This is a genomic window from Pseudofrankia sp. DC12, assembly GCF_000966285.1.
In the GTDB taxonomy this organism is placed as follows: domain Bacteria; phylum Actinomycetota; class Actinomycetes; order Frankiales; family Frankiaceae; genus Pseudofrankia.
Map to the genome: position 1 here is coordinate 5,580,952 of NZ_KQ031391.1, position 24,593 is coordinate 5,605,544.

General features: G+C 72.6%; 20 protein-coding genes. 15 read left to right on the top strand and 5 right to left on the bottom strand.

The features are described from left to right. Window positions 1–222 precede the first annotated feature (222 nt). A complete protein-coding gene (locus FRADC12_RS22450; RefSeq protein ID WP_232303966.1) occupies window positions 223–798 on the top strand; it encodes a hypothetical protein in 576 nt (191 codons plus the stop codon). Between the two features lie 19 nt (window positions 799–817). Here FRADC12_RS22450 and FRADC12_RS22455 read toward each other — a convergent pair whose 3' ends face one another. From FRADC12_RS22455 to FRADC12_RS22470, 4 genes are all read right to left on the bottom strand, one after another. Next, window positions 818–2,050: a nucleotide disphospho-sugar-binding domain-containing protein gene (locus FRADC12_RS22455; RefSeq protein ID WP_045878119.1), complete on the bottom strand. Its 1,233-nt coding sequence runs from the start codon at window positions 2,048–2,050 to the stop codon at window positions 818–820. Window positions 2,051–2,476: 426 nt separating this feature from the next. After that, the gene (gene katG / locus FRADC12_RS22460) at window positions 2,477–4,705 is read right to left on the bottom strand and encodes a catalase/peroxidase HPI (protein ID WP_045878120.1); all 2,229 of its coding nucleotides are present in this window, start codon (window positions 4,703–4,705) and stop codon (window positions 2,477–2,479) included. A gap of 26 nt (window positions 4,706–4,731) precedes the next feature. After that, window positions 4,732–5,145, bottom strand: coding sequence for a Fur family transcriptional regulator (locus FRADC12_RS22465; RefSeq protein ID WP_045878121.1), 414 nt, complete (start codon window positions 5,143–5,145; stop codon window positions 4,732–4,734). Window positions 5,146–5,459: 314 nt separating this feature from the next. Beyond that, complete coding sequence (locus FRADC12_RS22470) at window positions 5,460–6,359, bottom strand: LysR family transcriptional regulator (RefSeq protein WP_045878122.1); 900 nt, start codon at window positions 6,357–6,359, stop codon at window positions 5,460–5,462. Window positions 6,360–6,877: 518 nt separating this feature from the next. Here FRADC12_RS22470 and FRADC12_RS22475 point away from each other — a divergent pair. The 10 genes from FRADC12_RS22475 (at window position 6,878) to FRADC12_RS22520 (ending at window position 19,616) form a co-directional block, all read left to right on the top strand. Further along, entirely contained in the window at window positions 6,878–7,642 is a 765-nt protein-coding gene (locus tag FRADC12_RS22475; RefSeq protein WP_045878123.1) for an alpha/beta hydrolase, read from the top strand. Continuing rightward, on the top strand, window positions 7,635–9,500 hold the full coding sequence (locus FRADC12_RS22480; RefSeq protein ID WP_045878124.1) for a rhodanese-like domain-containing protein: 1,866 nt from the start codon (window positions 7,635–7,637) through the stop codon (window positions 9,498–9,500). Before FRADC12_RS22475 ends, FRADC12_RS22480 begins: the two co-directional genes overlap by 8 nt. A 140-nt stretch (window positions 9,501–9,640) precedes the next feature. Next, window positions 9,641–10,858, top strand: coding sequence for an LLM class flavin-dependent oxidoreductase (locus tag FRADC12_RS22485; RefSeq protein WP_045880048.1), 1,218 nt, complete (start codon window positions 9,641–9,643; stop codon window positions 10,856–10,858). After that, the gene (locus tag FRADC12_RS22490; protein ID WP_045878125.1) at window positions 10,855–12,042 is read left to right on the top strand and encodes an acyl-CoA dehydrogenase family protein; all 1,188 of its coding nucleotides are present in this window, start codon (window positions 10,855–10,857) and stop codon (window positions 12,040–12,042) included. The genes FRADC12_RS22485 and FRADC12_RS22490 overlap by 4 nt, the downstream gene beginning before the upstream one ends. Window positions 12,043–12,272: 230 nt before the next feature. Then, complete coding sequence (locus tag FRADC12_RS22495) at window positions 12,273–13,970, top strand: ABC transporter substrate-binding protein (RefSeq protein ID WP_045878126.1); 1,698 nt, start codon at window positions 12,273–12,275, stop codon at window positions 13,968–13,970. Between the two features lie 119 nt (window positions 13,971–14,089). Beyond that, window positions 14,090–15,079: an ABC transporter permease gene (locus FRADC12_RS22500; RefSeq protein ID WP_045878127.1), complete on the top strand. Its 990-nt coding sequence runs from the start codon at window positions 14,090–14,092 to the stop codon at window positions 15,077–15,079. Next, entirely contained in the window at window positions 15,076–16,134 is a 1,059-nt protein-coding gene (locus FRADC12_RS22505) for an ABC transporter permease (RefSeq protein ID WP_045878128.1), read from the top strand. The genes FRADC12_RS22500 and FRADC12_RS22505 overlap by 4 nt, the downstream gene beginning before the upstream one ends. Further along, window positions 16,131–17,837 (top strand): ABC transporter ATP-binding protein, encoded by a 1,707-nt coding sequence (locus FRADC12_RS22510; RefSeq protein WP_052711093.1) that lies wholly within the window; start codon window positions 16,131–16,133, stop codon window positions 17,835–17,837. Before FRADC12_RS22505 ends, FRADC12_RS22510 begins: the two co-directional genes overlap by 4 nt. 93 nt (window positions 17,838–17,930) lie before the next feature. Continuing rightward, entirely contained in the window at window positions 17,931–19,031 is a 1,101-nt protein-coding gene (locus FRADC12_RS22515; protein ID WP_045878129.1) for an LLM class flavin-dependent oxidoreductase, read from the top strand. Window positions 19,032–19,094: 63 nt separating this feature from the next. Continuing rightward, on the top strand, window positions 19,095–19,616 hold the full coding sequence (locus tag FRADC12_RS22520; protein WP_045878130.1) for a flavin reductase family protein: 522 nt from the start codon (window positions 19,095–19,097) through the stop codon (window positions 19,614–19,616). Window positions 19,617–19,841: 225 nt separating this feature from the next. Here FRADC12_RS22520 and FRADC12_RS22525 read toward each other — a convergent pair whose 3' ends face one another. After that, the gene (locus FRADC12_RS22525) at window positions 19,842–20,246 is read right to left on the bottom strand and encodes a ChaB family protein (protein ID WP_045880050.1); all 405 of its coding nucleotides are present in this window, start codon (window positions 20,244–20,246) and stop codon (window positions 19,842–19,844) included. A gap of 164 nt (window positions 20,247–20,410) precedes the next feature. Between FRADC12_RS22525 and FRADC12_RS22530 the strand changes: the two genes are divergently transcribed. From FRADC12_RS22530 to FRADC12_RS22545, 4 genes are all read left to right on the top strand, one after another. Next, a complete protein-coding gene (locus FRADC12_RS22530; protein ID WP_045878131.1) occupies window positions 20,411–21,241 on the top strand; it encodes an aldo/keto reductase in 831 nt (276 codons plus the stop codon). Between the two features lie 201 nt (window positions 21,242–21,442). Next, on the top strand, window positions 21,443–22,267 hold the full coding sequence (locus FRADC12_RS22535; RefSeq protein ID WP_045878132.1) for a GNAT family N-acetyltransferase: 825 nt from the start codon (window positions 21,443–21,445) through the stop codon (window positions 22,265–22,267). 102 nt (window positions 22,268–22,369) lie between these two features. After that, a complete protein-coding gene (locus FRADC12_RS22540; protein ID WP_045878133.1) occupies window positions 22,370–22,864 on the top strand; it encodes an SRPBCC domain-containing protein in 495 nt (164 codons plus the stop codon). Window positions 22,865–23,054: 190 nt separating this feature from the next. Next, complete coding sequence (locus FRADC12_RS22545) at window positions 23,055–24,524, top strand: catalase (RefSeq protein WP_045878134.1); 1,470 nt, start codon at window positions 23,055–23,057, stop codon at window positions 24,522–24,524. Window positions 24,525–24,593: the final 69 nt, after the last annotated feature.

Below are 24,593 nucleotides of genomic sequence, written 5' to 3' on the forward strand. Positions count from 1 at the left end.
GCAAACGCGCGCCGGGCCTGCGCGGGGGCGAACTGCAAGACTCCGCGCATGAGGTGGTCCTGGCTTGCCGGCTCGTATCATGACCAGATCATCAGAACCGGTCGCCAGCCATTGCTTCTGCTTCTCGTCGGCCTTGTCGGCGGATTCCTGTTCATCAGAACCTCGGCCCGGCTTATCCGGGCGAACGTCCGATGGTGGCCCGGGAACATCTCGGCAGGTGGCGTGCACGTGCATCATGAGTTCTTCGGTGTTCTCATCATGCTGACCACCGGCACGATCGGTTTTGGGACCAGCGGCGCCGGGCCGTGGCGGGATGTTCTCGCGCTGGTCTTCGGCATCGGGGCCGGCCTCGTGCTCGACGAGTTCGCGCTCCTGCTCCACCTGCAGGATGTCTACTGGACCAAGGAGGGGCGTTCCTCGGTCGACGCCGTGATCGTCGCAACGGCGTTGACGGGGCTCTTCCTGGTCCGGGCCGCGCCCTTCGGCCTGGCCGACATCAGCGACGACGAGCGTTCCGCCCGCTGGTCGCTGGTGGCCCTCGTGCTGTTCAACCTGTCCCTCACGGTGCTGACCGCGATCAAGGGGAAGCCCTGGGTCGCGATGTTCAGCGTCTTCGTGACCGTGCTCGGGATCTGGGGTGTGACCCGGCTCGCGGCACCACGAAGCCCATGGGCGCGGCGCCGCTATGACCCGCCGAAGATGGCGCGGGCCAGGCAGCGGGCCGAGCGCTGGGACCGGCGGCGTGACCGCGCGTTCTCCCTCCTCGCGGGCGCCGACAGCCCCGATTCCTCGACGTAGCGGCCGTTCAGCCAGCTGGTCAGCCGGCCACCAGGTCGAAGATGCGCGTCGCGATCTCGGCCGGGGTCGGCATGGCGCGGATCTCCGCCTGGACCTCGCGGGCACCCGCGCGCAGGTGCTCGTCGCGCACCAGCGCGTCCAGGAGGCCGGCTGGCAGGTCGGGCTCGGCCACCAGGTCCAGCGCCATGCCGGCGCCGCGCTTCACCACCACGTCCGCGGTGTGCTGGTGGTCGAACAGGTGCGGAACGACGAGCTGCGGGATGCCGGCGTCCAGCGCGCCCATGCTGGTGCCCGCGCCCCCGTGGTGGATGACCGCGGAGCAGGTCGGCAGCAGCTGGGTCAGCGGCATGTAGCCGACGGCCCGGACGTTCGGCGGGAGCCCGCCGAGGCCGCTCGGGTCCACGGCGCCCAGCGCCAGCACGAACTCGGCGTCGACGGTGGCCGCCTGCTGGAGGATTCGCCCGACCAGGTTGTGCCCGCTCGACCCCGACAGCTGGGGGATGAGGTTGCCCAGCGTGACGAGCACCCGCGGCCGGGCCGGCGCCTCGTTCAGCCAGTCGGGCACGACCGCGCCGCCGTTGTAGGGGACGTACCGCATCGACCAGCCCTGTGGCTCGCTCTCCAGCATGCTCGGCGGTGCCACGTCGATCCCGTACCGCTTGCCCGGCAGGTCCACGCAGTGCCGGTCGAACACCTCGCCGGCCAGCGCGCGCAGCAGCGGGTCGAGGCCCGCGGTGCGCAGGAAGCCGAAGCCGTGCTCGACGGCGGGGATGTCCAGCTTGGCGGCGGCGGCCAGCGCGCCGACGGTCATCGGGCCGTAGATGATCACGTCGGGCCGCCACCGCTCGGCGACCTCGACGAAGCCGTGCATCATCTCCATGAGCTCGGCGACATCGGCCTCGGGCAGGATCTCGCTCACGTGCGGCAGGAAGCCCGCGTACTCCGGGGCCTCGGTCAGTGCCTCCGACACCGATGGCTGCGCGGGCGCGGCGGGCTCCGGCTGAGTGGACGGGCTCTCGGCCGGGCCGTCGCCCGAGGTGGACAGGGCAGCCACGTCGAAGGCATTGAGGAACTGGGCGATGCCCCGGCCGGGCAGCAGGTCCACCACCGGCAGGCCGGCACCCGCGATCTTGACCACGTCGCCGCCGCTCGCGACGAGCACCTCGGCGCCGGCTGCCCTCAGCGCCCAGCACACCGGCACCGTCGGCAGGGCGTGGCTCAGCTCGGGGAGTGTCGCCAACAGCACTCGCATGGTCTGCCTACCACCCATTCAGTGTCAGTTATGGCCGTAGGAGGGCCGTACAGTCCGCGGCCACGAGTGCCGGTTCGTGCCACTTCCTGCGTCGACCCTACGAGCGGCCACCTGATCTCCCGCACAGACCCCCATGGATGGCGCGAAAAGGGTGAGGCGGCCGGCGCGACGTAGCCGCGCTGGTCCCCGGCCTGGCCACCGTCGCGGACCGGGCGGGCTTCGTGGCCAGACGGGAAGCCCGAGGGCGGCCGCTGCCGGAAGGCCGTCAGCCTCACGGGGACGCCCTACCCGTCTGGGCGCAGACCGCGACGGTGAGTGAAGGGATGCGTACCCCTCGTCCCGGCTGGCGGCCAGGCCGCGTCCCGGCCGACGGCAGGCCAAGGGTTTCCCGGGCGGCCCGGGCCGCCCGGGAAACCTCGGTCGCGATCAGCCCAGGTCGTAGCGGCCGAGGTTCATGACCTTGGCCCAGGCCGCGGCGAAGTCGTGCACGAACTTCTCCTTCGCGTCGTCGCTCGCGTACACCTCCGCGATCGCCCGCAGCTCGGAGTTCGAGCCGAAGACCAGGTCCACGCGGCTGCCGGTCCACCTGACCCGGCCGCCTTCGTCATGGCTCTCGAAGACGTCCGCGTCCTGCGTTGTCGGGGCCCAGGTCGTGCCCAGGTCGAGCAGGTTGACGAAGAAGTCGTTCGTCAGCGCCCCCTGGGCCGCGGTCAGGACGCCGAGCGGCGACTGCTGGTAGTTCGCGCCGAGGACACGCAGGCCGCCGACCAGGACCGTCATCTCCGGGGCGGAGAGCGTCAACAGGTTCGCCCGGTCGACCAGCAGGAACTCGGCCGGCAGGCGCTGGCCCTTCCCCAGGTAGTTACGGAACCCGTCCGCGATCGGCTCCAGCGCGGCGAACGACTCGACGTCGGTCTGCTCCTGCGACGCGTCGGTGCGGCCCGGGATGAACGGGATCTCGACCTCGACACCGGCGCTCCTCGCGGCCCTCTCGACGGCGGCGTCGCCGGCGAGCACGACCAGGTCGGCCAGCGAGACCTGCTTGCCACCGGGCTGGGCGCCGTTGAAGGCCTCCTGGATCCCGGTCAGGGTCCGCAGGACCGTCGCGAGCTGGTCGGGCTCGTTGACCTCCCAGTCACGCTGGGGCTCCAGGCGGATGCGCCCACCGTTGGCGCCGCCGCGCTTGTCGCTGCCGCGGAACGTCGAGGCGGCGGCCCACGCGGCCGAGACCAGGTGCGGGACAGACAGGCCCGACGCGAGCACCTGGGCCTTGAGAGCGGCGACGTCGGCCGCGTCGGCCAGCGGGCTGGTCACCGGGGGGACCGGGTCCTGCCAGAGCAGTTCCTCGGTCGGGACCTCGGGCCCCAGGTAGCGCGCGACCGGGCCCATGTCGCGGTGGGTGAGCTTGAACCAGGCCCGCGCGAAGGCGTCCGCGAAGGCGTCCGGGTTGTCCTTGAAGCGCCGCGAGATGGTCTCGTAGACCGGGTCGAGCCGCAGCGCGAGGTCCGTCGTGAGCATCGTCGGGGCGTGGCGCTTCGACGGGTCGTGCGCGTCGGGGACGGCGTCCGCGCCGGCGCCGTCCTTGGGGCGCCACTGGTGCGCGCCCGCGGGGCTGTCGAACAGCTCCCACTCGTAGCCGAACAGGGTCTCGAAGAAGCTGTTGTCCCAGATGGTCGGCGTGGGGGTCCAGGTGCCCTCGAGGCCGCTGGTGATGGCGTCGCCGCCCTTGCCCGTGCCGTACGCGCTCTTCCAGCCGAGGCCCTGCTGCTCGATCGGGGCGCCCTCCGGCTCGGGGCCGACGTTGTCCGCCGGGCCGGCGCCGTGCGTCTTGCCGAAGGTGTGGCCGCCGGCGATCAGCGCGACGGTCTCCTCGTCGTCCATCGCCATCCGGCGGAACGTCTCGCGGATGTCGCGGGCCGAGGCGATCGGGTCGGGGGTGCCGTTCGGGCCCTCCGGGTTGACGTAGATCAGGCCCATCTGCACCGCGCCCAGCGGGTTCTCCAGCTCCCGGTCGCCGGTGTAGCGCTCGTCGCCGAGCCAGGTCGTCTCGGGGCCCCAGTACACGTCCTCCTCGGGCTCCCAGACGTCCGGGCGGCCGCCGCCGAAGCCGAAGGTCTGGAAGCCCATCGACTCCAGGGCGACGTTGCCGGCGAGGACCATCAGGTCGGCCCAGGAGATCTTCTGGCCGTACTTCTTCTTCACCGGCCAGAGCAGCCGCCGCGCCTTGTCGAGGTTGCCGTTGTCAGGCCAGCTGTTCAGCGGCGCGAACCGCTGCTGGCCGGCGCCCGCGCCGCCACGGCCGTCACTGATCCGGTACGTGCCGGCGCTGTGCCACGCCATCCGGATCATGAGCGGGCCGTAGTTGGCGAAGTCCGCGGGCCACCAGTCCTGCGAGGTCGTCAGCACCTCGGTGATGTCCCGCTTCACGGCGGCCAGGTCGAGGGTCCTGAACGCGGCGGCGTAGTCGAAGTCCTCGCCGAGCGGGTTGGCTACCGCCGGGTTCTTGGCGAGGACCCTGAGGTTGAGCTGGTTGGGCCACCAGCCGCGGTTCCCACCGCTCTGGGTGGGGTGCGGGGCACGCGAGTGAACGACCGGGCAGCCGCCGTTCTCGCTGCTGTTCAAGTCACCAACGGCGGCATCGTGGTTCTCGGACACTTGACTTCCCTCCGAGCGTCGGCGGATCAGGGTCGGTCCGGACTCCTGATCGTGGAACAGTCGGGGCACAGGCCCCAGTAGGTGACCTCCGCCTCGTCGACCGAGTAGCCGCGGTCGTCGGACGCGGTCAGGCACGGCGTGTCGCCGACGGCACAGTCGACGTCCGCGATGGCACCGCAGGACCGGCACACCACGTGGTGGTGGTTGTCACCGACCCGCGACTCGTAGCGGGCCACGGACCCCGACGGCTGGATGCGCCGTACCAGGCCCGCGGACGTCAACGCGCGCAACGCGTCGTACACGGTCTGGTGGGACACGTCGGGGAGGTCTCCGCGGGCGGCCCCGATGATCGAGTCCGTGTCGGCGTGCGGATGCGCGTACACCGCCCCGAGCACGGCCACCCGAGGGCGGGTGACCCGCAGGGCAGCCCCGCGCAACATCCGCTCACAGTCCGAGGTCGTGACCACTCCTAGCACTCTGGCCCCCTTTTCTGGAATCTGTCAAGAAAAGCTTCATGATCGATCTCGCGCGCAGTTACCTTGTTGCGGAGAGTGCCCGTTCGACGGTCCGCGCGCCTGGCCCTGGTCGCGGAGCAACGGCCGAGCCCGGCGCCGTGGGCTGTACTCGACAGGCGGTCTCGGCGGCGTCGCTGTCTACGGTGCCGTCCGGTCGGTGGCGCGGGACCGGCTGGTCCCCGACGCGGGTTCCGCGGCCCGTACCTGTCCAGGGACGTCGCCGGTCAGCACCTGCTGGATCAACCGCGGTGAGCTGACGCGCTGACGGCCGGGTCCGGGTGCGGCTCGCGCAGGACGCCGCCCGCGGCCTCGGCTACTGCCGTCACCAGCGCCGCCGGTGCCCCGCGTCGGCCCCGGACGTGCAGCGGCTCGGGCTCGACCGCTGGCAGGTCGTACCGCTGTTCCAGGCCCTCCGGCGCCGTGCCGAGGTGGGCGAGCAGTGCGACGCCGAGGCCCGCGCGCGCGGCGTGCAGCACCCCGGCCAGGTGGCCGGCCTCGCAGACGACCGACCCCGTCAGGCCGCTGTCGCCGAGCACCTTCAGGGCCCGGCGGCGGATGGTGCAGGGCTCGTCGATGGCGACAAGGGGGATGCCTGCGCGCCGGTCGGCCGGCGGGTGCCAGCCGGGTGCGGCGTACCAGGCGAGCGGGAGCGCTCCGGCCGGGCTGACGTTGCGCCCGCGGACGTCGCCCATGAACAGGGACGCGTCGAGGGCGCCCTCGTCGAGCCGGTCGTTGAGCTGCCTGCCGCGGTCGATCCGGAACCGGACCGAGCAGCCGGGGAAGCTTGTCCGCAGCCGGGCGGTGATCGAGGGAAGCAGCAGGTCGGCGGCGTGCTCGGTGGCCCCGATCACCAGGGTGCGCTCGGGGCTGTGCGCCGCGCGCAGGCGTTCGAGGGCGTCATCGTGGGCCGCCAGGATCTTGCGTGCCTCGGCGAGGAGCAGCTCGCCCTCCGGGGTGAAGTGCGCGCGGTTGCCGCCGCGGCGTACCAGGGGACGGCCACAGACCTGTTCGAGGCGCCGGACGTGCTGGCTTACGGCGGACTGGGACAGGTGCAGGCTGTCGGCCGCCCGGCGGAAGCCGCCGGAGTCCGCGATCGACGTAAGACTGCGGAGCGCGACTATGTCCAGTACGCCCACCATGTCGACAGGGTAGCTGGGCTGTCGTTTCTCGATCGGGGGTTGCGCTGATTGGCCTCGACCGGCGGAACGCCATCACGGATCGTAGCCGTGATTCCGGCCGGGGTGATAAGCGTTCGCGATCGGTGCGATCGCGAATCGTCGTTGGCCGCCGAGGCATCAATCTACTATGTTCACTGACATGGTCGAGATGAGTCGCGAGGACCGTGTGCCGCGGTCGGTCGCCGAACGCTCGGCCGCGTCCCTGCGCGCTTCCGGACGGCGCCTCACGCGCCGTCGCGTGATCGACTTCATGCGCCGCGGCGCCACCTGTTGTCGTTGACCCGCTGACGCCGTAACTACCGCCGCGCCGGCGCGCGGCACCACCTCCTTGTCGTGCGACCGCCCGGCCCCCAGTGCCCGGCGGTCGGCGCCTTCGCCCAGGCCGCCGGTGTCGCCGGCTGTTGTCTCCTGCCCTGCCCGAGGCCGCCCGACGCGGCGCGCTGGCGCCTGCCCTCGACCTCCTCGACGAAAGGTCCGTCATGACCCTCGCCCCCGAGACGGCTGTCCGCAGCTGGCACGAGCCCAGCGGCCCGGCGCTGCGCGGCACGCTCGTCGTGCTGCCCGGCCGCGGGGAGGACCCGCAGGTCTACGAGCGGTTCGGTCGACGGCTGGCCAACGACGCCTACCGGGTCCACGCCGTGGCGGCGCCCAGCGACGATCCCGGCCGGGCCCGCGACGAGCTGCTCGACGTGCTGGCCAAGGCGGACGCGGAGGTGCCGCGGATCGTGGTCGGCTCGGACGCGGGCGCGGCGTTCGCCACCTACCTCGCGGCGAACGGCGAGCTGGCCGCGGTGGCCGCGCTCGTGCTGGCCGGCCTGCCGGCCCGCGTCAGCCACTCGGCGGCCACCGAGTGGGACGAGGAGCTCGGCATCCGGACCGCGTGCCCGGCCCACCAGGCCCGGATCACCGCCGGGGGCGTGCGCCGGGCGGCGCTGTTCGCCGACCCGCCCGCCGCCTGGCTCGACCCGGCCATCCCCGGCCGGCTCGACCTGCCGCTGCTCGGTCTGCACGGCCGCGACGACATCGTCAGCCCGGTCGCCGGGGCCCGCGGCTGGTACGCGGCGGCGCCGCGCGCCGAGCTGGTGACGATCGCGGGCGGCCGTCACGACGCGCTGAACGACCAGACACACCGCACCGTCGCCGCGGCGGTGGTGCAGTTCCTCGAGCGGCTGCGCGCCAGCGCCGAGCTGACCCCGATCGCGGTGACCGAGCCGCTGCGCGCGCCGGTGGGCACCGATGCCTAGATACGTGATCGTCGGTTCCGGCGCCGTCGGGGTGACGCTGGCCGCCGAGCTGCGCTGGGCCGGCCGCGAGGTCGTCCTGGTCGGCCGGGGGCGCCAGCTGGAGCTGCTGCGCGCCGGCCAGGTCCGCTACTTCAACCCGGACGGCTCGTGGGCGCTCGACGTCCCTGCCGCCGGCGGCCCGGACGAGGTCGGTCTCGCGCTCGGGGACGTGCTGGTCCTCGCGACCAAGGCCCAGCAGGCCGACGAGGTGCTCGCCGAGTGGGCCCGCCAGCCCGTGGCCGGTGGCGCGTGGCGGGCCGGTGAGGTGCTGCCGGTCCTGACCGTGCAGAACGGGCTGGAGGCCGAGCGCGCGGCGCTGCGCCGGTTCGCCACGGTCGTGGGCTCGGTGGTCTGGGTGCCGTCGACCTACGTGGCTGACGGCGAGGTGTCGAACCCGGCCGGGCCGGCCCGCGGGGTCTTCTGGCTCGGCACCTACCCGGACGGTCCCGCGTCCGCGGCGGCCCTGGAGATCACCGACGACCTGGTCGCGGCCGGCTTCGAGGCGCAGCTGGTCACCGATCTCTCCCGCTGGAAGGCCGCGAAGCTGCTGGGCAGCGCGACGTTCGCGCTCGACGCCCTCTACGCGCCCGGCCCGCGACGCGAGCGTGCCGCGCGGCTCGTCCAGGACGAGGCGCGCGCGGTGCTGGCGGCGGCGGGCTACGACCCGGCCGACGTCGCCCCGGAAAGCACGCTGCGGCTGGACCGCTTCGCGTTCCGCCCGATCGAGGGGCACGAGCGCGGTGGCAGCTCCACCTGGCAGAGCCTGGCGCGCTCCCGCGACGCCGAGACCGACTTCCTCAACGGCGAGATCGCGCTGCTCGCCCGGCTGGCCGGCCGGCGGGCCCCGGTCAACGCCGCCGTCGCGGCCCGCGTACAGCGCGCGGTGGCGGAGCGGACGCCTCCCGGGTCGCTGCCGGCCGACGACCTCGCCCAGGTGCTCGCGGCGGCGACGGTCCTCGTCGACGCCGACACCCTGCGGGCGGAGCTCGCCGGCGCGGTGGTGCCCGCGCTGCTGGACGTGCGCTGGGCACTCGGTGACCCGGATGGGGAGAAGCACTACCTGGACGGCCATCTTCCGGGCGCCGTCTACGTCGACCTGGACTCGGAGCTGGCCGCGCCCGCGTCGAAGGCGGCGGGCCGCCACCCGCTGCCGGAGCTGGCGGACCTCGAACGGGCCGCCCGTCGCTGGGGCCTGCGCGCGGGCCAGCCGGTCGTCGTCTACGACGACAACGGCGGCCAGAGCGCGGCGCGTGCCTGGTGGCTGCTGCGCTGGGCCGGGGTCGGCGACGTCCGGATCCTCGACGGCGGCCTCGCCGGCTGGAGCGCCGCCGGCGGTCCGGTCGTCGCCGGAGCGCAGCGGCCCGAGCCGAGCGACATCCGGCTGAGCGCTGGCCACCTGCCGGTGCTGGACGCCGACGCCGCGGCGGCGCTGCCGGCCAGTGGTGTGCTCGCCGACGCCCGCGGGGCCGAGCGTTACCGCGGCGAGGTCGAGCCGATCGACTCCCGGGCCGGTCACATCCCCGGTGCGGTCAGTCTCCCGACCGCGGCCAACCTCGGCGCCGATGGCCGGTTCCTGCCGGTGGCCGCGCTGCGCGAGCGGTTCGCCGTCCTCACCACGGCCGCCGACGCCGGCGAGCCGGTCGGCGTCTACTGCGGCTCCGGCGTCACCGCCGCCCACGAGATCGCCGCGCTGGCCGTCGCCGGCATCGACGCGGCCCTCTACCCGGGCTCCTGGTCGGCCTGGTCGGCCGACCTGTCTCGCCCCGTGGCCACCGGCCCCGGCCCCGGCCCCGACCAGCAAGATCGGACGATCGCATGACCGAGTCCGCCCCGTCGCCGAGGTCCGAGACCGAGAGCTCCGCGGGCACCGCCAGCCAGGCGAGCCACCCCGTCGAGTTCATCAGCGCGGTCAACGCCACCCCGAACCCCGCCGTTCCGCCGCGCCGAGAGGAGCCCCGCGTGACCACCGCGCCCGACTTCGGTTCCGCCATCCCCGCGACCGCTGCGCCCGAGGTCGAGTTCATCAGCCTCTCGCACCTGAACCCGTCGACCGAGCTCAACCCGATCCCCACCCGTGGGATCGACCTGAAGTACTTCCGCCGCTACGTCCGCTCGCTGGAGGAGGGCGGCTATGACTACACCCTGCTGCCCTACGGCTCGAACAGCGCCGACTCGTTCGTCGTCGCCAGCGCCGTCGGACAGCTCACCGAGCGGCTTCGCCCGATCGTCGCGCTGCGGCCGAACACCACCTTCCCGACGGTCGGCGCGCAGAAGCTCGCGACGCTGGACCAACTGACCGAGGGCCGGGCCGTCGTCCACCTCATCTCGGGCGGGTCCGACGCGGAGCAGGCCCGGCAGGGCGACTACCTGCCGAAGGAGAGGCGCTACGCACGGACCTCGGAGTACATCGAGGTGCTGCGCCGCTCGTGGACCGAGGCCGCGCCGTTCAGCCACTTTGGCGAGTTCTACAAGTTCGACGACTTCGGCCCCGGCTTCGCGCCCTATGCGGCGCCGGTCCCGATCTCGATCGGCGGCCAGTCCGACGAGGCCTTCCAGGTCGGCGGCGAGAAGGCCGACATCTTCTCCTTCTGGGGCGAGCCGCTCGACGACCTGCGCTCGGAGATCGAGCGGGTCAACGGGATCGCGCGCGCCGCCGGGAGGACCACGCTGCCGCGGATCTGGGTCACCTTCCGCCCGATCATCGCGCAGACCGACCAGCTCGCCTGGGAGAAGGCGCACGAGTACGTCGCCAAGGTCGCCGCCACCTTCGCGAAGGCCGGCTCCGCCGCGAAGCGGTTCGTCGGGACCTCCCCGCAGAACGTCGGCTCGCAGCGTGCGCTGGCGTTCGCGACCCGCTCCGAGCTCTACGACCGGGCACTGTGGACGAAGACCGCCGCCGTCACCAACGCCGCCGGTGCGTCGACCGCGCTGGTCGGCTCGCCGGAGACAGTCGCCGCGGCGATCCTCGACTACGTCGACCGGGGCGCGTCGCTGGTCTCGATCCGCGGCTACGACACGCTCGCCGACGCGGTCGACTACGGCCGCTACGTGCTGCCGCTGGTCCGGCAGGAGATCGCGCACCGCAAGGCGACCGGCCAGCGCGGCACCCTGCAGGCCAACCACCTGGGCAACTACGCGCCCGAGTACGGCCAGTACGCAACGGCAGGCTCACAGTGACCACCGCCACGGAGACGTTCACCTTCCCGGTCCCGGACCTGTCGACGGAGGCGCTCGCGGCGGTCACCACGGAGATCGCCGCGACCGCGGCCGGGTACGACCGCAGCGGCGAGACCCCGTGGGCCGGGCTGCGGGTCGCGCACCGGGCCGGCCTGCTCACCGCCACCGTCGGGACGCAGTTCGGCGGACCCGGGGTCGGCCAGCGCGAGCTGGTCCGCATCCTCACCGCGATCGGCGAGGGCGACGCCTCCGTCGGCCTGCTCGCGTCGAACCTGCTGATGAGCCACGCCGGCCAGGCCGCGCACCCGCACTGGCCGGCGGCCTACTACGACGACCTGCTGCGCCGGTCGCTGGACGGCCCGGCGCTGGTCAACGCGATCCGCGCCGAGCCGGAGCTGGGCGCGCCCGCCCGGGGCGGCATCCCCAGGACGACGGCCACCCGCACCGCCGACGGCTGGGTCGTCAACGGCCACAAGGCCTACGGGAGTGGCGGCGAGGCGCTCGCGTACCACGTCCTGTGGGCCACGGCCGACGAGCCGGACGGCGACGCGGCGCGGCCCCGAGTCGGGCACATCATCGTGCCGGGCGACCTGCCCGGCATCAGCTGGATACCGACCTGGGACCACGTCGGCCTGCGGGCCACCCACACCGACGACGTGGTCTACGAGAACGTCGAGCTGCCCGCCGACGCCTTCGTCGAGATCCCGCGCGGGCCGGACGGCGTGTACCGGGACCCGGCCGCGATGGCCGGGCCGGGCGGCTTCGGCCACGCCGCGCTGTACGTGGGCGTCGCCCGCGCGGCCCGGACGGCGTTCGCCGAGTTCGCCCGCGACCGGGTGCCCTCGGCGCTCGGGAAGCCGGTCGCGCAGACCGAGCGCATCCAGGCGGTCGCCGGCGAGATCGACCTGCAGATCACTCAGGCCGAGACGCTGCTGCACGGCGCCCTGCTGCGGGCCGAGGCCGGCGACGCGTCGATCCTGCCGCAGCTGTCCAACGTCAAGGTGGCGATCGCCCGCTCGGTGATCGCCGCGACCCAGGCCGCCGTCGCGGCGCTGGGCAACCCGGGCCTGTCCCGGCACCACCAACTGGAGCGGCACCTGCGGGACGCGCTCTGTATCAGGGTGCACCCGCCGCAGGAGGACACCGTCCTGCTCGCCAGCGGCCGGCGCGTTCTCGGGGTCTGACCCCCAGCAGCGCCCCGCCCCTCTCGCTCGGCCGGCCAGGTCCTCGCCGGCTGGTCCCCCGATCGGCCGATCACCTCGTACCGGCCTGATCACCTTCCTCCGGCCAGGCGCCCCTGCCGGCCGATCGACCGCCCCTGCCGCGACCGATCACCCCTTTCGCCGTCCGGCCAGCCCCCGCCTTGGACGTCCGGCCACCTCTGTTCGATCTCTCGTCCTGAAAGGGCACCCGTATGTCCATCCTCAGACGCCTCGCCCCGGGTTCCCGGGCCTGGCGCCACACCTTCGTCGCGGCCGCGGCCAGTGCCGGGCTGCTCGCCCTGGCCGCCTGCGGCGGCGGGAACTCCCCGGCAGCCTCGTCGGCGGCCACGGGCGCACCCAAGGCCGGCGGCACGCTGAAGGTCTCGTTCTTCCCGGACAACCCGGCCCTGTCCTGCATCGACCCCTTCCAGGTCTACTGGATCGAGCACCGCACGATCATCCGCAACTTCGCCGACTCGCTGACCGACCAGGAACCGGCGACCGGCAAGATCGTTCCCTGGCTCGCCAAGAGCTGGGAGATCAGCTCCGACGGGCTGAACTACACGTTCCACCTGCGTGATGGCATCACGTTCTCCAACGGCAGGAAGCTCGACGCCCAGGCCGTCGCCGACGACGCGGCCGGCTGGATCGCGACGGCCAGGGCGAGCAGCGGCGCCGCGTACGGCTCCTCCTACATCCAGGGCCTCACCGGCGCGTCGGTCCTGGACCCGCTGACGGTCAAGCTGACGCTTTCGCAGCCGAACTCGTCCTTCCTGCAGGCCACCTCGACGACGAACCTGGCCATCACCGACCCGGCCGAGTACACCGAGACCCCGACCCAGCGCTGCCTGGGCCAGGGCGTGATCGGATCCGGGCAGTTCGTGCTCGACCACTACACGCCCAAGGTCGAGACCGTGCTGACCAAGCGGCCGACCCCGTACAACTGGGCGTCGAGCCTGGTCAAGAACCAGGGCAGCGCCTACCTGGACAAGGTGACCTTCAACTACGTCGCCGAGGACAGCGTCCGCACCGGCAACCTGGTCTCGGGCGCGATCGACGTCGCCTGGCCGCGCAACCCGTTCACGGTCCAGGACGCGAAGCTCATCACCTCCTCCGGTGACACCCTCGAGAAGCGCTCGCTGCCCGGCGTCTCCTACACCCAGTTCGCCAACACGGCCGACGGCCACGTGCTGAGCGACCTGCAGGTCCGCAAGGCGCTGCTGAAGTCGGTGGACCTCAAGACGTACGCGGCGACCGTGTACGGACCGGACCACCCGGTCGTGCAGGGCGTCTTCGACTCCACGACGCCCTATTTCAAGTCCGAGTCCGCGAAGCTGGCCTACGACCCGGCCGGCGCCGCGAAGATTCTCGACGCGGACGGCTGGGTGCTCGGGTCCGACGGCTACCGCCACAAGGACGGCAAGGTCCTGGCCCTGGACTACCCGGTGACCCAGTTCTCCGCGGGGCCGGAGCTGCTGCAGGCCCAGCTGAAGAAGGTCGGCATCGACCTGAAGCTGCGGACGCTGACCCCGGCCGAGCAGACGACCTACACCAGGACCGGGGCCTACGACCTGACGGCGAACTACTTCACCCGGGCGGCCCCCGGCGCGCTGCAGTACATCCTCAACCCGGACGTCGCGAACTCGAAGGCCCTGGCGGCCAACTCGGCACCGCCCGAGGTGACCGCGCACATCAGGGAGCTCTTCGCCCAGGCGCTGCAGACCACCGATGAGAGCCAGGTCGCGAAGGCCTACGGCGAGCTGCAGGACTACCTGATCGACCAGGGCGTCACGTTCCCGCTGTTCGAGCGGGTGCAGGAGGCCGGCGTCTCCGGCCACGTCCACGGCTTCGCCTTCACGTCGGAAAGCTTCCTGCGGCTCAACGACGTCTGGAAGGACACCGGGGCCTAACCCCAGCAGGAGCCCGCTCGCCGCCGCCCGTCCCGTGTCCGGGGCGGGCGGCGGCCCCCTGGGCGACGAGGCCCGCGACCACCCACCGGTAACCACACTCCCGTGAGAAAGCCAGGCCCATGACCCGATACGTCGTGGGACGCGTGCTCCAGGCGATCGTCGTGCTCTGGGCCGCGTTCACCCTCACCTTCGCGATCCTGTACCTGCTGCCCAGCGATCCGATGCAGCTGCAGCTCGGCGCCGCGGGCATCGAGGAGGACAGCCTCACTCCCGCCCAGCTGGCCGTCGAGAAACACCGGTTCGGCCTCGACGAGTCGATCTGGACGCAGTACTGGCACCACCTGTCCGGCGCGGTGCGCGGCGACTTCGGTACCTCGATCGCCCAGGGCGTCCCGGTCACCCACCTGCTCGGGCAGCGGGCTGGCCAGACCCTGCTGCTCTCGCTGCTCGCGGCGATCCTGGCGCTGGTCGTCGGGACCGCGTTGGCCCTTGTGGCGACCTTCGTGCGCTGGAACCCGCTGCGGATCTTCCTGACCCGGCTGCCGGCACTCGGCGCGTCTTTCCCGCAGTTCTTCGTGGCGTTGCTGCTCATCGACCTCTTCTCGTTCCAGCTCGGCTGGTTCCCAGCGAACGGAACTCAGGGCATCGGCTCCGAGGTGATGCCGGTCGTCACCATCGCGGTGCTGGTCTCGTCGGTGTTCGCGCAGGTTCTCATCAAGAGTTTCGAGGAGACGCTGAGCCAGCCCTACATCGTCACCGCCCGCGCCAAGGGCCTGTCGCGGTCCGCCGTCCACGTGCGGCACGCGTTCCGCAACGCGGCGCTGCCGGCCGTGACCGTCCTCGGCGTCTTCGCCGGCCTCACGGTCACCAGCTCGATCGTCGTCGAGTCGGTCTTCACCCGGGAGGGCGTCGGCCGGCTGGCTCAGGAGTCGGTGCTGTCCCAGGACGTGCCCGTGGTCCTCGCGGTGGTGACCGTCACCGCGGCCATGTTCGTGTTCATCAACCTCGCCGTGGACCTTCTCTACCCGCTGCTCGACCCGCGGATCTCGCCCGCGGGCGGCCGGAAGGTAACGGCACCCAGCGCACCCGTGGAGGTGGGGAGCCTGTGACCGATCACGCCCTTCTGGCCCCCGGCCAGGCAGCTGACCAGCCGCCGGCCGGCGCCGCGTCAGCCCCGGCCGGCGCGGCGCCGGCCGGCGGAGACGGATCGGCGGCGCCGGCGCCGAGCCCAGCAGCGGCCGCCCACGCGGTGTCGGCCGACGCGGCCGTGAACTCGGTCAGCGTGACCGGGCCGGCCACCGCCGTCTCCAGGGCGGCGCGGGAGCCGGGCGGGCGGCGGGACGCGCTGCGGGGGGCGGCCCTCGCGCAGCTCGCCCGCAAGCCGATGTTCCTCCTGGCGCTGCTCTACGTGCTGTTCGTCGTGGTGTCCGCGTTCGCGCCAGGTCTTTTCACCTCGTTTGGGCCGAACGACGTCCACACGGACGCCGTCGTCCAGGCTCCGAGCATTCACCACCTGTTCGGCACGGACACCTACGGACGGGACCTGTTCAGCCGGGTGCTGCACGGCTCGGCGCTGACCATCAAGGCCACCCTGCTAGCGCTGGGCATCGCGGGCGTCGCCGGCCTCACGATCGGCGTCGTCGCGGGCTTCGCCGGCGGGTTCGTCGACGCGCTGCTGATGCGGGTCGTCGACGTGCTGCTGGCGATCCCCAACCTGCTGCTCGCCCTGTCGATCGTCACGGCCATCGGGTACGGGACCCTTCCCGTGGCGTTCGCGGTCGGCGTCGCGATCGTTCCGGGGTTCGCCCGCACCACCCGGGCCGAGGTACTGCGGGTCAGGACGCTGCCCTACGTGGAGGCTGCCCGCGCGGGCGGCGCTTCGTGGAGCCGGGTGCTGCTGCGGCACATCCTGCCGAACTCCTGGGGCCCGGTCGCGGTGCTCGCCGTCCTGGACGGCGGCGTCGCGATCATCGCGATCGCGTCGCTGAGCTTCCTCGGGTTCGGCGCCAAACCGCCGGCCGCCGAGTGGGGGACGCTGATCGCGAACGGGCGCAACTACCTGCTCACCGCCTCCTGGATCAGCCTGCTGCCCGGTCTGTTCGTGGCCCTGGTCGTGCTGTCTCTCAACCACATCTCGAAGACGATGCAGGAGCTGGAACGGTGACGACGACCCTTCCCGAGACCATGCCGGCGGCCGAGCTGTCGTCCCCGGCACTGGTCGAGATCCGCGGTCTGGACGTCGGCTACGTCCGCCATCGCACGGCGCACCCCGCCGTCGTCGGGCTGGACCTGACGGTCCGCTCCGGCGAGATCGTCGCCGTCGTCGGCGAGTCCGGCTCCGGCAAGACCACCACCGCGAACGCCGTCATCGGGCTGCTTCCGGCGAACGGACGGATCACCGCCGGCTCGGCCGTCGTCGACGGCGTCGAGACCGCGGGGGCCGGCGAGAGCATCCTGCGGCGGCTGCGCGGATCCGCGGTCGGGCTCGTCCCTCAGGACCCGATGGTCGGCCTCAACCCGACCACCCGGATCGGCGCGCAGATCGCCGAGGCGGTGAAGCTGCGCGGGGTCCGTGGCCCGGCGGTGGCCGCCGAGGTGCTGGAGTTCCTCGAGCAGGCGGGTGTCCCCGAACCCGAGCTGCGCGCCAGGCAGTACCCGCACGAGCTGTCCGGCGGGCTGCGCCAGCGAGTCCTGATCGCGATCGCGCTGGCCGGCCGGCCGAAGCTGATCATCGCCGATGAGCCGACCAGCGCGCTGGACGTCACGGTCGAGCAGAAGATCCTCGACCATCTCACCGGCCTGGTCCGGGAGCAGGGCATCGCGCTGCTTCTCATCACCCACGACCTGGCCGTCGCGGCGGACCGGGCCGACCGGGTGATCGTCATGCGCGGCGGGCGGATCGTCGAGCAGGGCGACCCGCGGACGATCCTCGTCCGGCCCCGGGAGGCGTACACCCGCGCGCTCATCGCGGCCGCGCCCGGTCTCGCCCACGGCGGCGTGGTCGTGCCTCGCTTCGACGTGCGCGGCCAGCCGCTCCCCGAGCCCATCCTGACCCTGACCGAGATCCGCAAGACCTTCCCCACGAACGACGCGCGCCGGGGCCAGCGTGGCTTCAACGCGCTGGACGGCGTATCCATCCGGGTGCCGCGTGGCCAGACGCACGCCCTGGTCGGAGAGTCCGGCTGCGGCAAGACCACGACGCTACGGGTCGCGCTCGGCCTGGAGAAGCCGACCAGCGGTTCGGTCGTGCTGGACGGCATTGAGATCGGCGGCCTGTCCTGGGGCAGGCAGCGGCCGCTGCGGCGGCGGGCGCAGCTGGTGCAGCAGAACCCGTTCGCCGCGCTCGACCCCCGGTTCACCGTCAAGCAGTCGATCACCGAGCCGCTGGTGGCGATGAAGATCGGCGACCGGCGCAGCCGGCACGCCCGCGCGAGGGAGCTGCTCGACCAGGTCGCGCTGCCGGCGTCCTATCTCGACCGGCTGCCCGCAGAGCTGTCCGGCGGCCAGCGTCAGCGGGTCGCGATCGCCAGAGCCCTGGCGCCCAGCCCGGATCTGTTGATGCTCGACGAGCCGGTGAGCGCGCTCGACGTCTTGGTGCAGGAGCAGATCCTGCGGCTGCTCAGCGAGCTGCAGACCGAGCTCGGACTGTCCTACCTGTTCGTCTCCCATGACCTGGCCGTCGTCGCGGAGATCTCCCACACGGTGTCGGTGATGAGCCAGGGGCGGGTCGTCGAGGAGGGGCCGGTCGCCGAGGTGTTCACCAGCCCGCGCAGCCCGCACACCAGGGAGCTCATCGATGCCATCCCCGGGCAACGCACCGCGGCCCGGGCGCGGGAGGACACGTTGCCGGCAACCGCTGGCTCCTGACGGCCGTCCACATCCGGGGGCCCGGCGCCCGGCGGCCCAGCTCGCCGGCGCCCGGGCGAATCCCGGGCCCGCACACGACCGGAGGAAGCACAGATGACCACGCTCGCCAACGCCGAGCATGCCGAGCATGCCGAGGGCTCGGCCCGGCGGCCCACGAAGCGGCTCGGGTTCAACACCCGGGTCTCGTTCCCGACCGGCGAGGCGGCCCGCGGCCTGCGCGAGGGCATCGAGCTGTTCGTGGCCGCCGAGGCGCTCGGCTACCAGTCCGGCTGGGCCTACCAGCGGCACTTCGACAACTACCTGTCCTCGCCGCTGCCGTTCTTCGCCGCCGCCGGCCAGCACACCACGACCATCACCCTGGGCAGCGCGGTCATCCCGATGCGCTACCAGGACCCGATCCTGCTGGCCGAGGCCGCCGGCACCGCCGACCTGCTGACCTGCGGCCGGCTGCAGCTGGCGTTCTCCAGCGGCACCGACAGCTGGGACGAGGTCTTCGGCGCCGTCGCGACGGATGCCCGGACCGAGGGCCAGCGGCGGCTGGCCCGGTTCCTCGCCGGCGTCGCGGGCGAGACCATCCACACCGTCACCGGACAGCGCGGCCCCGCGGGGCCGCCGGCCGGCACGGCCCTGAAGGTCACCCCGCACAGCCCGGGCCTGCGCGACCGGATCTGGTACGGCTCGGGCCACATCGCCTCCGCGGTGAACGCCGCCCGCCAGGGGCTGCGCCTCATCACCGGCACGATCCTGCACGAGGTGACCGAGGAGTCCTTCCCCGAGTACCAGGCCAGGCTGATCGGGGAGTACCGCGCCGCCTGGACCACCGCGCACGGCACCCCGCCGCCGCCGGTCGCGGTCGCGGCGTCGGTGCTACCGGGGACGACCGCCGAGCTGCGCGCGACCTACGCGGCCTACGACCTGGAACGGCGCACCCAGGGGCCGGCCGCGTCCCGGCCGAAGGGCGCTTTGGCACCCACCTTCTCGGCCGACCTGCCCAAGGGCTTCCTGATGAGCCCCGTCTACCACGGTGCCCCCGACACCGTCGCCGCGGCGGTCCTGGCCGACCAGGGCCTCGCCGCCGCGGACGAGCTGGTGCTGTTCCTGCCGCCGGCGTTCGGCCTGGCGGAGAACGTCCGGCTGCTGACCGACCTGGCCCGGACCGTCGCGCCCGCACTCGGCTGGACGCCCGCCAGCTGACGCCCGCGCGCCTGTGGGGCTGCCTTCCGACTTCCAACGCCGCCTACCCCGACAGGAGAGACCATGACTGTCAGCCACGCGACCGGACCGGTCACCGACCCCTCCCTGTTCACCGCCGTCCTGAGCCACTTCGCCTCCGGCCTGACCGTCATCAGCTCCACGAGCGAGGGGCAGCCGGTGGGACTCACCTGTCAGTCCTTCTTCAGCCTGTCGCTCGACCCGCCGATGGTCGCGTTCTCGGTGGCCCGGAGGTCGAAGTCCTTCGCGGTGATCCGGCGCACCGGCGACTTCGTCGTCAACGTGCTGTCCGCCGAGCAGCGGGACGTGAGCGCCGCGATGGCCCGCAGCGGTACCGACAAGTGGTCGGGCGTCCGGTGGGAGCAGGGCGAGCTCACGGGCCATCCGGTCATCGACGGAACGCTGGCGCATCTGGAGTGCCGGATCGCGGCCGAGTACGACGGCGGCGACCATGTGATCGTCACCGCGCACGTCCTCGGGCTCGGTCACGCGACCCACGAGACAGCCCGCCCGCTGCTGTTCTACCGGTCGGGCTACCACGGCCTGGCCGAGCACGCCCACGCCTGACCAGCCGACCCGGCCCGACCGGCCGGGGAGCCCAGCCCGGCCGGGGCCGCGCTGGGCGCTGAACCTGGGCATATCGAGCGCAGCCTGGCCTCGGCGCCGCGGTCGGCTCATACGTCGTGACCGCGGTTCGCCTCGATCGGTGACCACACCGCTGTGACCACATCGCAGGACCGGAGCGCTCTTCCCATGGGGCGAGGGGCGGGCGGCGGGTGCGCCGGGGGTCGGTCAGTGGCGGCGGGCCTTCGAGGTCGCGGCCGTGTTGGCCTTCTCGATGGCGGTCACCAGCTGGGCCTTGGTCATCGACGACCGGCCGCGTATGTCGAGGCGTCGGGCGATCTCGAGCAGGTGGGCCTTGGTCGCCTGGGTGTCGACCCCGCCGTGGCTGGTTCGCTGAACGGTGCGCGGAGTCGCCGCCTGGGCGTCGGACGGGCCCTTCGCGCCCCCCGCCTTGACCTCCCAGTGATCACCGACCTTCTCGAACGAGTGCTTGAGCGCGGCGTACGCGGTCTGGCTCGCGCGGCGGCCCGCGCCGTACTGCTTGATGGCCGAGTCGTGGGTCTTCACCCAGGTGTCCTGGGCCTTGCGCGACGACCGCGCGACGGTCGACGGCATGTCCTGCCTGCCGGGCATGTTCGCGGGCACCTCCCGTAGTGCGGCATCCCCGAGGTCCGGGAGCCGTTGGCGGCAGTAACTACCCCTGCGTCGACCCGCCAACCACACTGGGCCGCGCAAGGCCGGCGGCCGGTGCGGGCGTGCCCTGAGCGGAGGCGCGGGCGTGTGGGAGGGTCGCAGGTATGGCGACCGTGCCGACCAGGCCGATGAACGACGGCCACCCGCTGCCCGTGCTCGGGCTGGGGACCTACCGGACCGATGACGCGGCGGCGGCCGAGGCCGTCCGGGCCGGGCTCGCGGCGGGCTACCGGCTGATCGACACCGCCGCGTCGTACTACAACGAGGCCGGCGTCGGGCAGGGCATCGCCACGAGCGACGTGCCCCGCGACGAGATCCTGGTGACCACGAAGCTGATGGGCGTCGACCACGGCTACGAGCCGGCGCTGCGCGCGTTCGACGAGTCCCGCAAGCGGCTCGGCCTGGAGTACGTAGATCTCTACCTGATCCACTGGCCGCTGCCGCGCCTCGACCGGTATGTCGAGTCCTGGCGGGCACTGCTGCGCCTGCGCGACGACGGGCTGGTCCGGTCGGTCGGCGTCTCGAACTTCAACCCGGCCCACATCGACCGCCTGATCGCGGAGACGGGCGTCGCCCCGGCCGTCAACCAGGTCGAGATGCACCCGTACTTCGCCCAGGAAGCGGTGCGTGCCTATGACGAGGCGCACGGCATCGTCACGCAGGCCTGGCAGCCGCTGGCCCGCAAGACCGCCCTGCTGACCGAGCCGCCGCTCGCCGAGCTCGCCGCCCGCCACGGCGTGACGCCCGCGCAGGTCGTGCTGCGCTGGCACCTGCAGCGCGGCGTGGTCCCGATCCCGAAGTCCGCGACGCCCACCCGGCAGCGGGCGAACCTCGACATCTTCGGCTTCACCCTCACCGACGCCGAGATGGCGGCGATCGTCGACCGACCGCAGAGCCGCAGCGGCGCCGACCCCGACGACCCGGCCCTGACCTAGAGGCCTTTGGTGGATCTTGCCTGCCCCGTCGCGCGCCACCCTAGGTGCCGTGATCGTCGATAGCGCCCGCGGGTGGTCACGAACGCCTCCTGAGCACGACCATGCGCGGACCGATGCAGCGATCTACGGCCCGGCCGCTGGCCGCTGGGTGCTCCGGGGAAACCCGTCGCCCCAGGCGAGGGGACGTGGTCAGATCGGCGGATGGGTGAACCGATCGTGCGGGACGCGGCGCCGGGTGACCTGGCGGAGGTCCGGGCCATCGCGGACGAGCACGAGATCCGCGCCGGCTGGCCGGACGGCGCACCCGACTTCCTCGATCTGGAGCGCGCCGCCGGGCGGCTGATGGTCGCCGTGGCGGGCGACGGCGTCGTCGAGGGCTTCGCCGGCACGTTGACCCGTGGGACGCTCACCCACCTCGGTGATCTGTTCATCGCGGCGCGGGCGCAGTCCGGCGGCCATGGCCGCCGGTTGCTCGACGCGGTCCTGCCGCCCGCCGGGGCGGACGTCGTGACCTTCGCGTCCTCGGACCGGCGGGCGCAGGCGCTGTACCTGCGGTACGGGCTGGTGCCCGGGCAGCCACTCTGGTACCTGCGCGGTGGACCGGCGGCACGGCTCGGCGTTGGCGCCGAGCTCAGGGCCGCGTCGAGCGAGGAGGTCGCCGGGCTGGACGCCGCGGCCAGCGGCGGCGAACGGGCCCGGCACCTGGCCTGGTACGCCGGCCTGCCCGGCGTCGCGGTCTGGGCCGGCCCGGGTGGCTACGTGTTCACCCGTGTCGAGGGCGTCATCTGCCATGTCGGCCCGGCCGGGGGCGACGACGCCGCGGCGTGCACCCAGATCGTGCTCGCCGCGGCGCGCCTGGCCGCCGCGGACCGGCTGACCGTGAGCGTGGCCGCGTTCGGCGCGCAGCCGGTCGCGCGTGCCCTGGTCGAGGCCGGCTACCGGATCGAGGACCAGGACACCCTGATGGTCAGCCGGCCCGGCCTGTTCGACCTCGAGCGTTACGTCCCGCACACCGATCTCGGCTGACGCCCCTGGTCAGCTCGCCGCCAGGCCGGTCATCGGCTCGGGGCCGGCGTCTCCCAGGGAGCGCGGGGGAGCACGTCGCCGGTCTCCAGCAGCGTCTTGAGGTTGGCGAAGACGGCGGGCCAGCCGTGCGCGGTCGCCGCGCGGACCACGGCGAAGGCGACCCAGATCTACCAGGTGTTCATCAAGGCCACCCCGGAGCGGATCTGGGCCGCGATCACCGACCCGGACCAGACCGTCCGCTACTTCCACGGCGCCCGCATCGAGAACACGCCCACCTGGCACGCGTCCTACGGTCCGGATGGGGCGAAGTGGGGCGATGGCCCGGTGTTCGAGTGGGACCCGCCGCGGCGGCTGGCCCACCAGTGGAGCTCGCTGTACGACGCGGAGCTGGCGATGGAGCAGCCGAGCCGGGTGATCTGGGAGATCGAGCCGCGCGACGGCGGCTGCTGCCTGCTGACCGTCACGCACGACCGGCTCGAAGGCGCGCCGAAGACGGCCGAGAGTGTGTCCGGAGCGGGCTGGATGTTCGTGCTCAGCGGCCTGAAGACCCTGCTGGAGACCGGCCAGCCGCTGCTCGGCGGTGGCGCCGGGTCCTGACCGGGCTGCGGACTCCTGCGGACGCTTGTCCCCTGGCCTGGCCCTGGTGGCGTTTGCCTGGCCGGAGCACGGGTAGCCGACCCAAGGGGTGTAACCAACCGCCGATCAACACATGCGGTGCGTGACCAACCTCCGGGCGGACGGTAAGCCCCGCGCAGGTACAGGCGGACAAACGTGAGGAGTGTGGCCCGTGACGACCGCAAAGGAGCGTCGCCCGACGACGACCGACGCCGGTGTGCCGGTTGCCAGCGACGAGCACTCGCTGTCCGTCGGCCCGGACGGTCCGCTGCTGCTCCAGGACCACTACCTGCTCGAACAGATGGCGAACTTCAACCGGGAGCGCATCCCGGAGCGCCAGCCGCACGCGAAGGGCGGCGGGGCGTTCGGGACCTTCGAGGTGACCCAGGACGTCAGCCGCTACACCAGGGCCGCCGTGTTCCAGCCGGGCGCCCGGGTCGAGATGCTGGCCCGCTTCTCCACGGTCGCCGGCGAGCGCGGGAGCCCCGACACCTGGCGTGACCCGCGCGGGTTCGCGCTGAAGTTCTACACGCCCGCGGGCAACCTGGACCTCGTCTGCAACAACACGCCGGTCTTCTTCGTCCGCGACCCGATGAAGTTTCAGCACTTCATCCGCTCGCAGAAGCGCCGCCCCGACAACAACCTGCGCGACAACGACATGCAGTGGGACTTCTGGACGCTCTCACCGGAGTCGGCGCACCAGGTCACCTGGCTGATGGGCGACCGCGGTATCCCGCGCAGCTGGCGGCACATGAACGGCTACTCCAGCCACACCTACATGTGGATCAACGCCCTCGGCGAGCGGTTCTGGGTGAAGTACCACTTCAAGACCGACCAGGGCGTGGACTTCCTGACCCAGCAGGACGCCGACCGGCTGGCCGGCGAGGACGGCGACTTCCACCAGCGCGACCTGTACCTGGCGATCGAGGGCGGGAACTTCCCGAGCTGGACGCTGAAGATGCAGATCATGCCGTTCGACGAGGCGAAGACGTACCGGTTCAACCCGTTCGATCTGACCAAGGTCTGGCCGCACGGCGACTACCCGCTGTACGAGGTCGGCCGGATGACGCTGAACCGCAACGTCGAGGACTACCACACCGAGATCGAGCAGGCGGCCTTCGAGCCGAACAACCTGGTGGCGGGCACCGGCCTGTCACCGGACAAGATGCTGCTGGCCCGCGGGTTCAGCTACGCGGACGCGCACCGGGCCCGGCTCGGCGTCAACTACAAGCAGATCCCGGTGAACGCGCCGAAGGCCCCGGTGTACAGCTACTCGAAGGACGGGGCGATGCGGATGCGCAACGTCACCGGCCCGGTGTACGCGCCGAACTCGTACGGCGGCCCGAAGGCCGACCCGGCGCTGACCGACGACGGCGGCCTGTGGCAGGCCGACGGCGAGATGATGCGGACGGCCTACACGCTGCGCCGCGACGACGACGACTTCGGCCAGCCCGGCACGCTCGTGCGCGAGGTGCTGGACGACGCGGCCCGCGAACGGCTCGTGGGCAACATCGTCGGGCACCTGCTCAAGGGCGTCAGTGAGCCGGTCCTGGTCCGGGCGTTCGAGTACTGGCGCAACGTCGACAAGAACCTCGGCGACGCCGTCGAGGCCGGCGTCCGCTCCAGCCAGGCCAAGGCCTGACATTGACGGAGTCGATCTGGCAGGTCGGCGATCTGGGAGGTCGGCGATCTGGAAGGTCTGGGGCGCTCC

Bases quoted from the DNA above. Each gene is read 5' to 3' on its own strand.
- FRADC12_RS22500 (WP_045878127.1), top strand. From the start codon at position 14,090: ATGACCCGATACGTCGTGGGACGCGTGCTCCAGGCGATCGTCGTGCTC.
- FRADC12_RS22520 (WP_045878130.1), top strand. From the start codon at position 19,095: ATGACTGTCAGCCACGCGACCGGACCGGTCACCGACCCCTCCCTGTTC.
- FRADC12_RS22475 (WP_045878123.1), top strand. From the start codon at position 6,878: ATGACCCTCGCCCCCGAGACGGCTGTCCGCAGCTGGCACGAGCCCAGC.
- FRADC12_RS22530 (WP_045878131.1), top strand. From the start codon at position 20,411: ATGGCGACCGTGCCGACCAGGCCGATGAACGACGGCCACCCGCTGCCC.
- FRADC12_RS22495 (WP_045878126.1), top strand. From the start codon at position 12,273: ATGTCCATCCTCAGACGCCTCGCCCCGGGTTCCCGGGCCTGGCGCCAC.
- FRADC12_RS22455 (WP_045878119.1), bottom strand. From the start codon at position 2,050: ATGCGAGTGCTGTTGGCGACACTCCCCGAGCTGAGCCACGCCCTGCCG.
- FRADC12_RS22525 (WP_045880050.1), bottom strand. From the start codon at position 20,246: ATGCCCGGCAGGCAGGACATGCCGTCGACCGTCGCGCGGTCGTCGCGC.
- FRADC12_RS22465 (WP_045878121.1), bottom strand. From the start codon at position 5,145: ATGTTGCGCGGGGCTGCCCTGCGGGTCACCCGCCCTCGGGTGGCCGTG.
- FRADC12_RS22515 (WP_045878129.1), top strand. From the start codon at position 17,931: ATGACCACGCTCGCCAACGCCGAGCATGCCGAGCATGCCGAGGGCTCG.
- FRADC12_RS22535 (WP_045878132.1), top strand. From the start codon at position 21,443: ATGGGTGAACCGATCGTGCGGGACGCGGCGCCGGGTGACCTGGCGGAG.
- FRADC12_RS22470 (WP_045878122.1), bottom strand. From the start codon at position 6,359: ATGGTGGGCGTACTGGACATAGTCGCGCTCCGCAGTCTTACGTCGATC.
- FRADC12_RS22480 (WP_045878124.1), top strand. From the start codon at position 7,635: ATGCCTAGATACGTGATCGTCGGTTCCGGCGCCGTCGGGGTGACGCTG.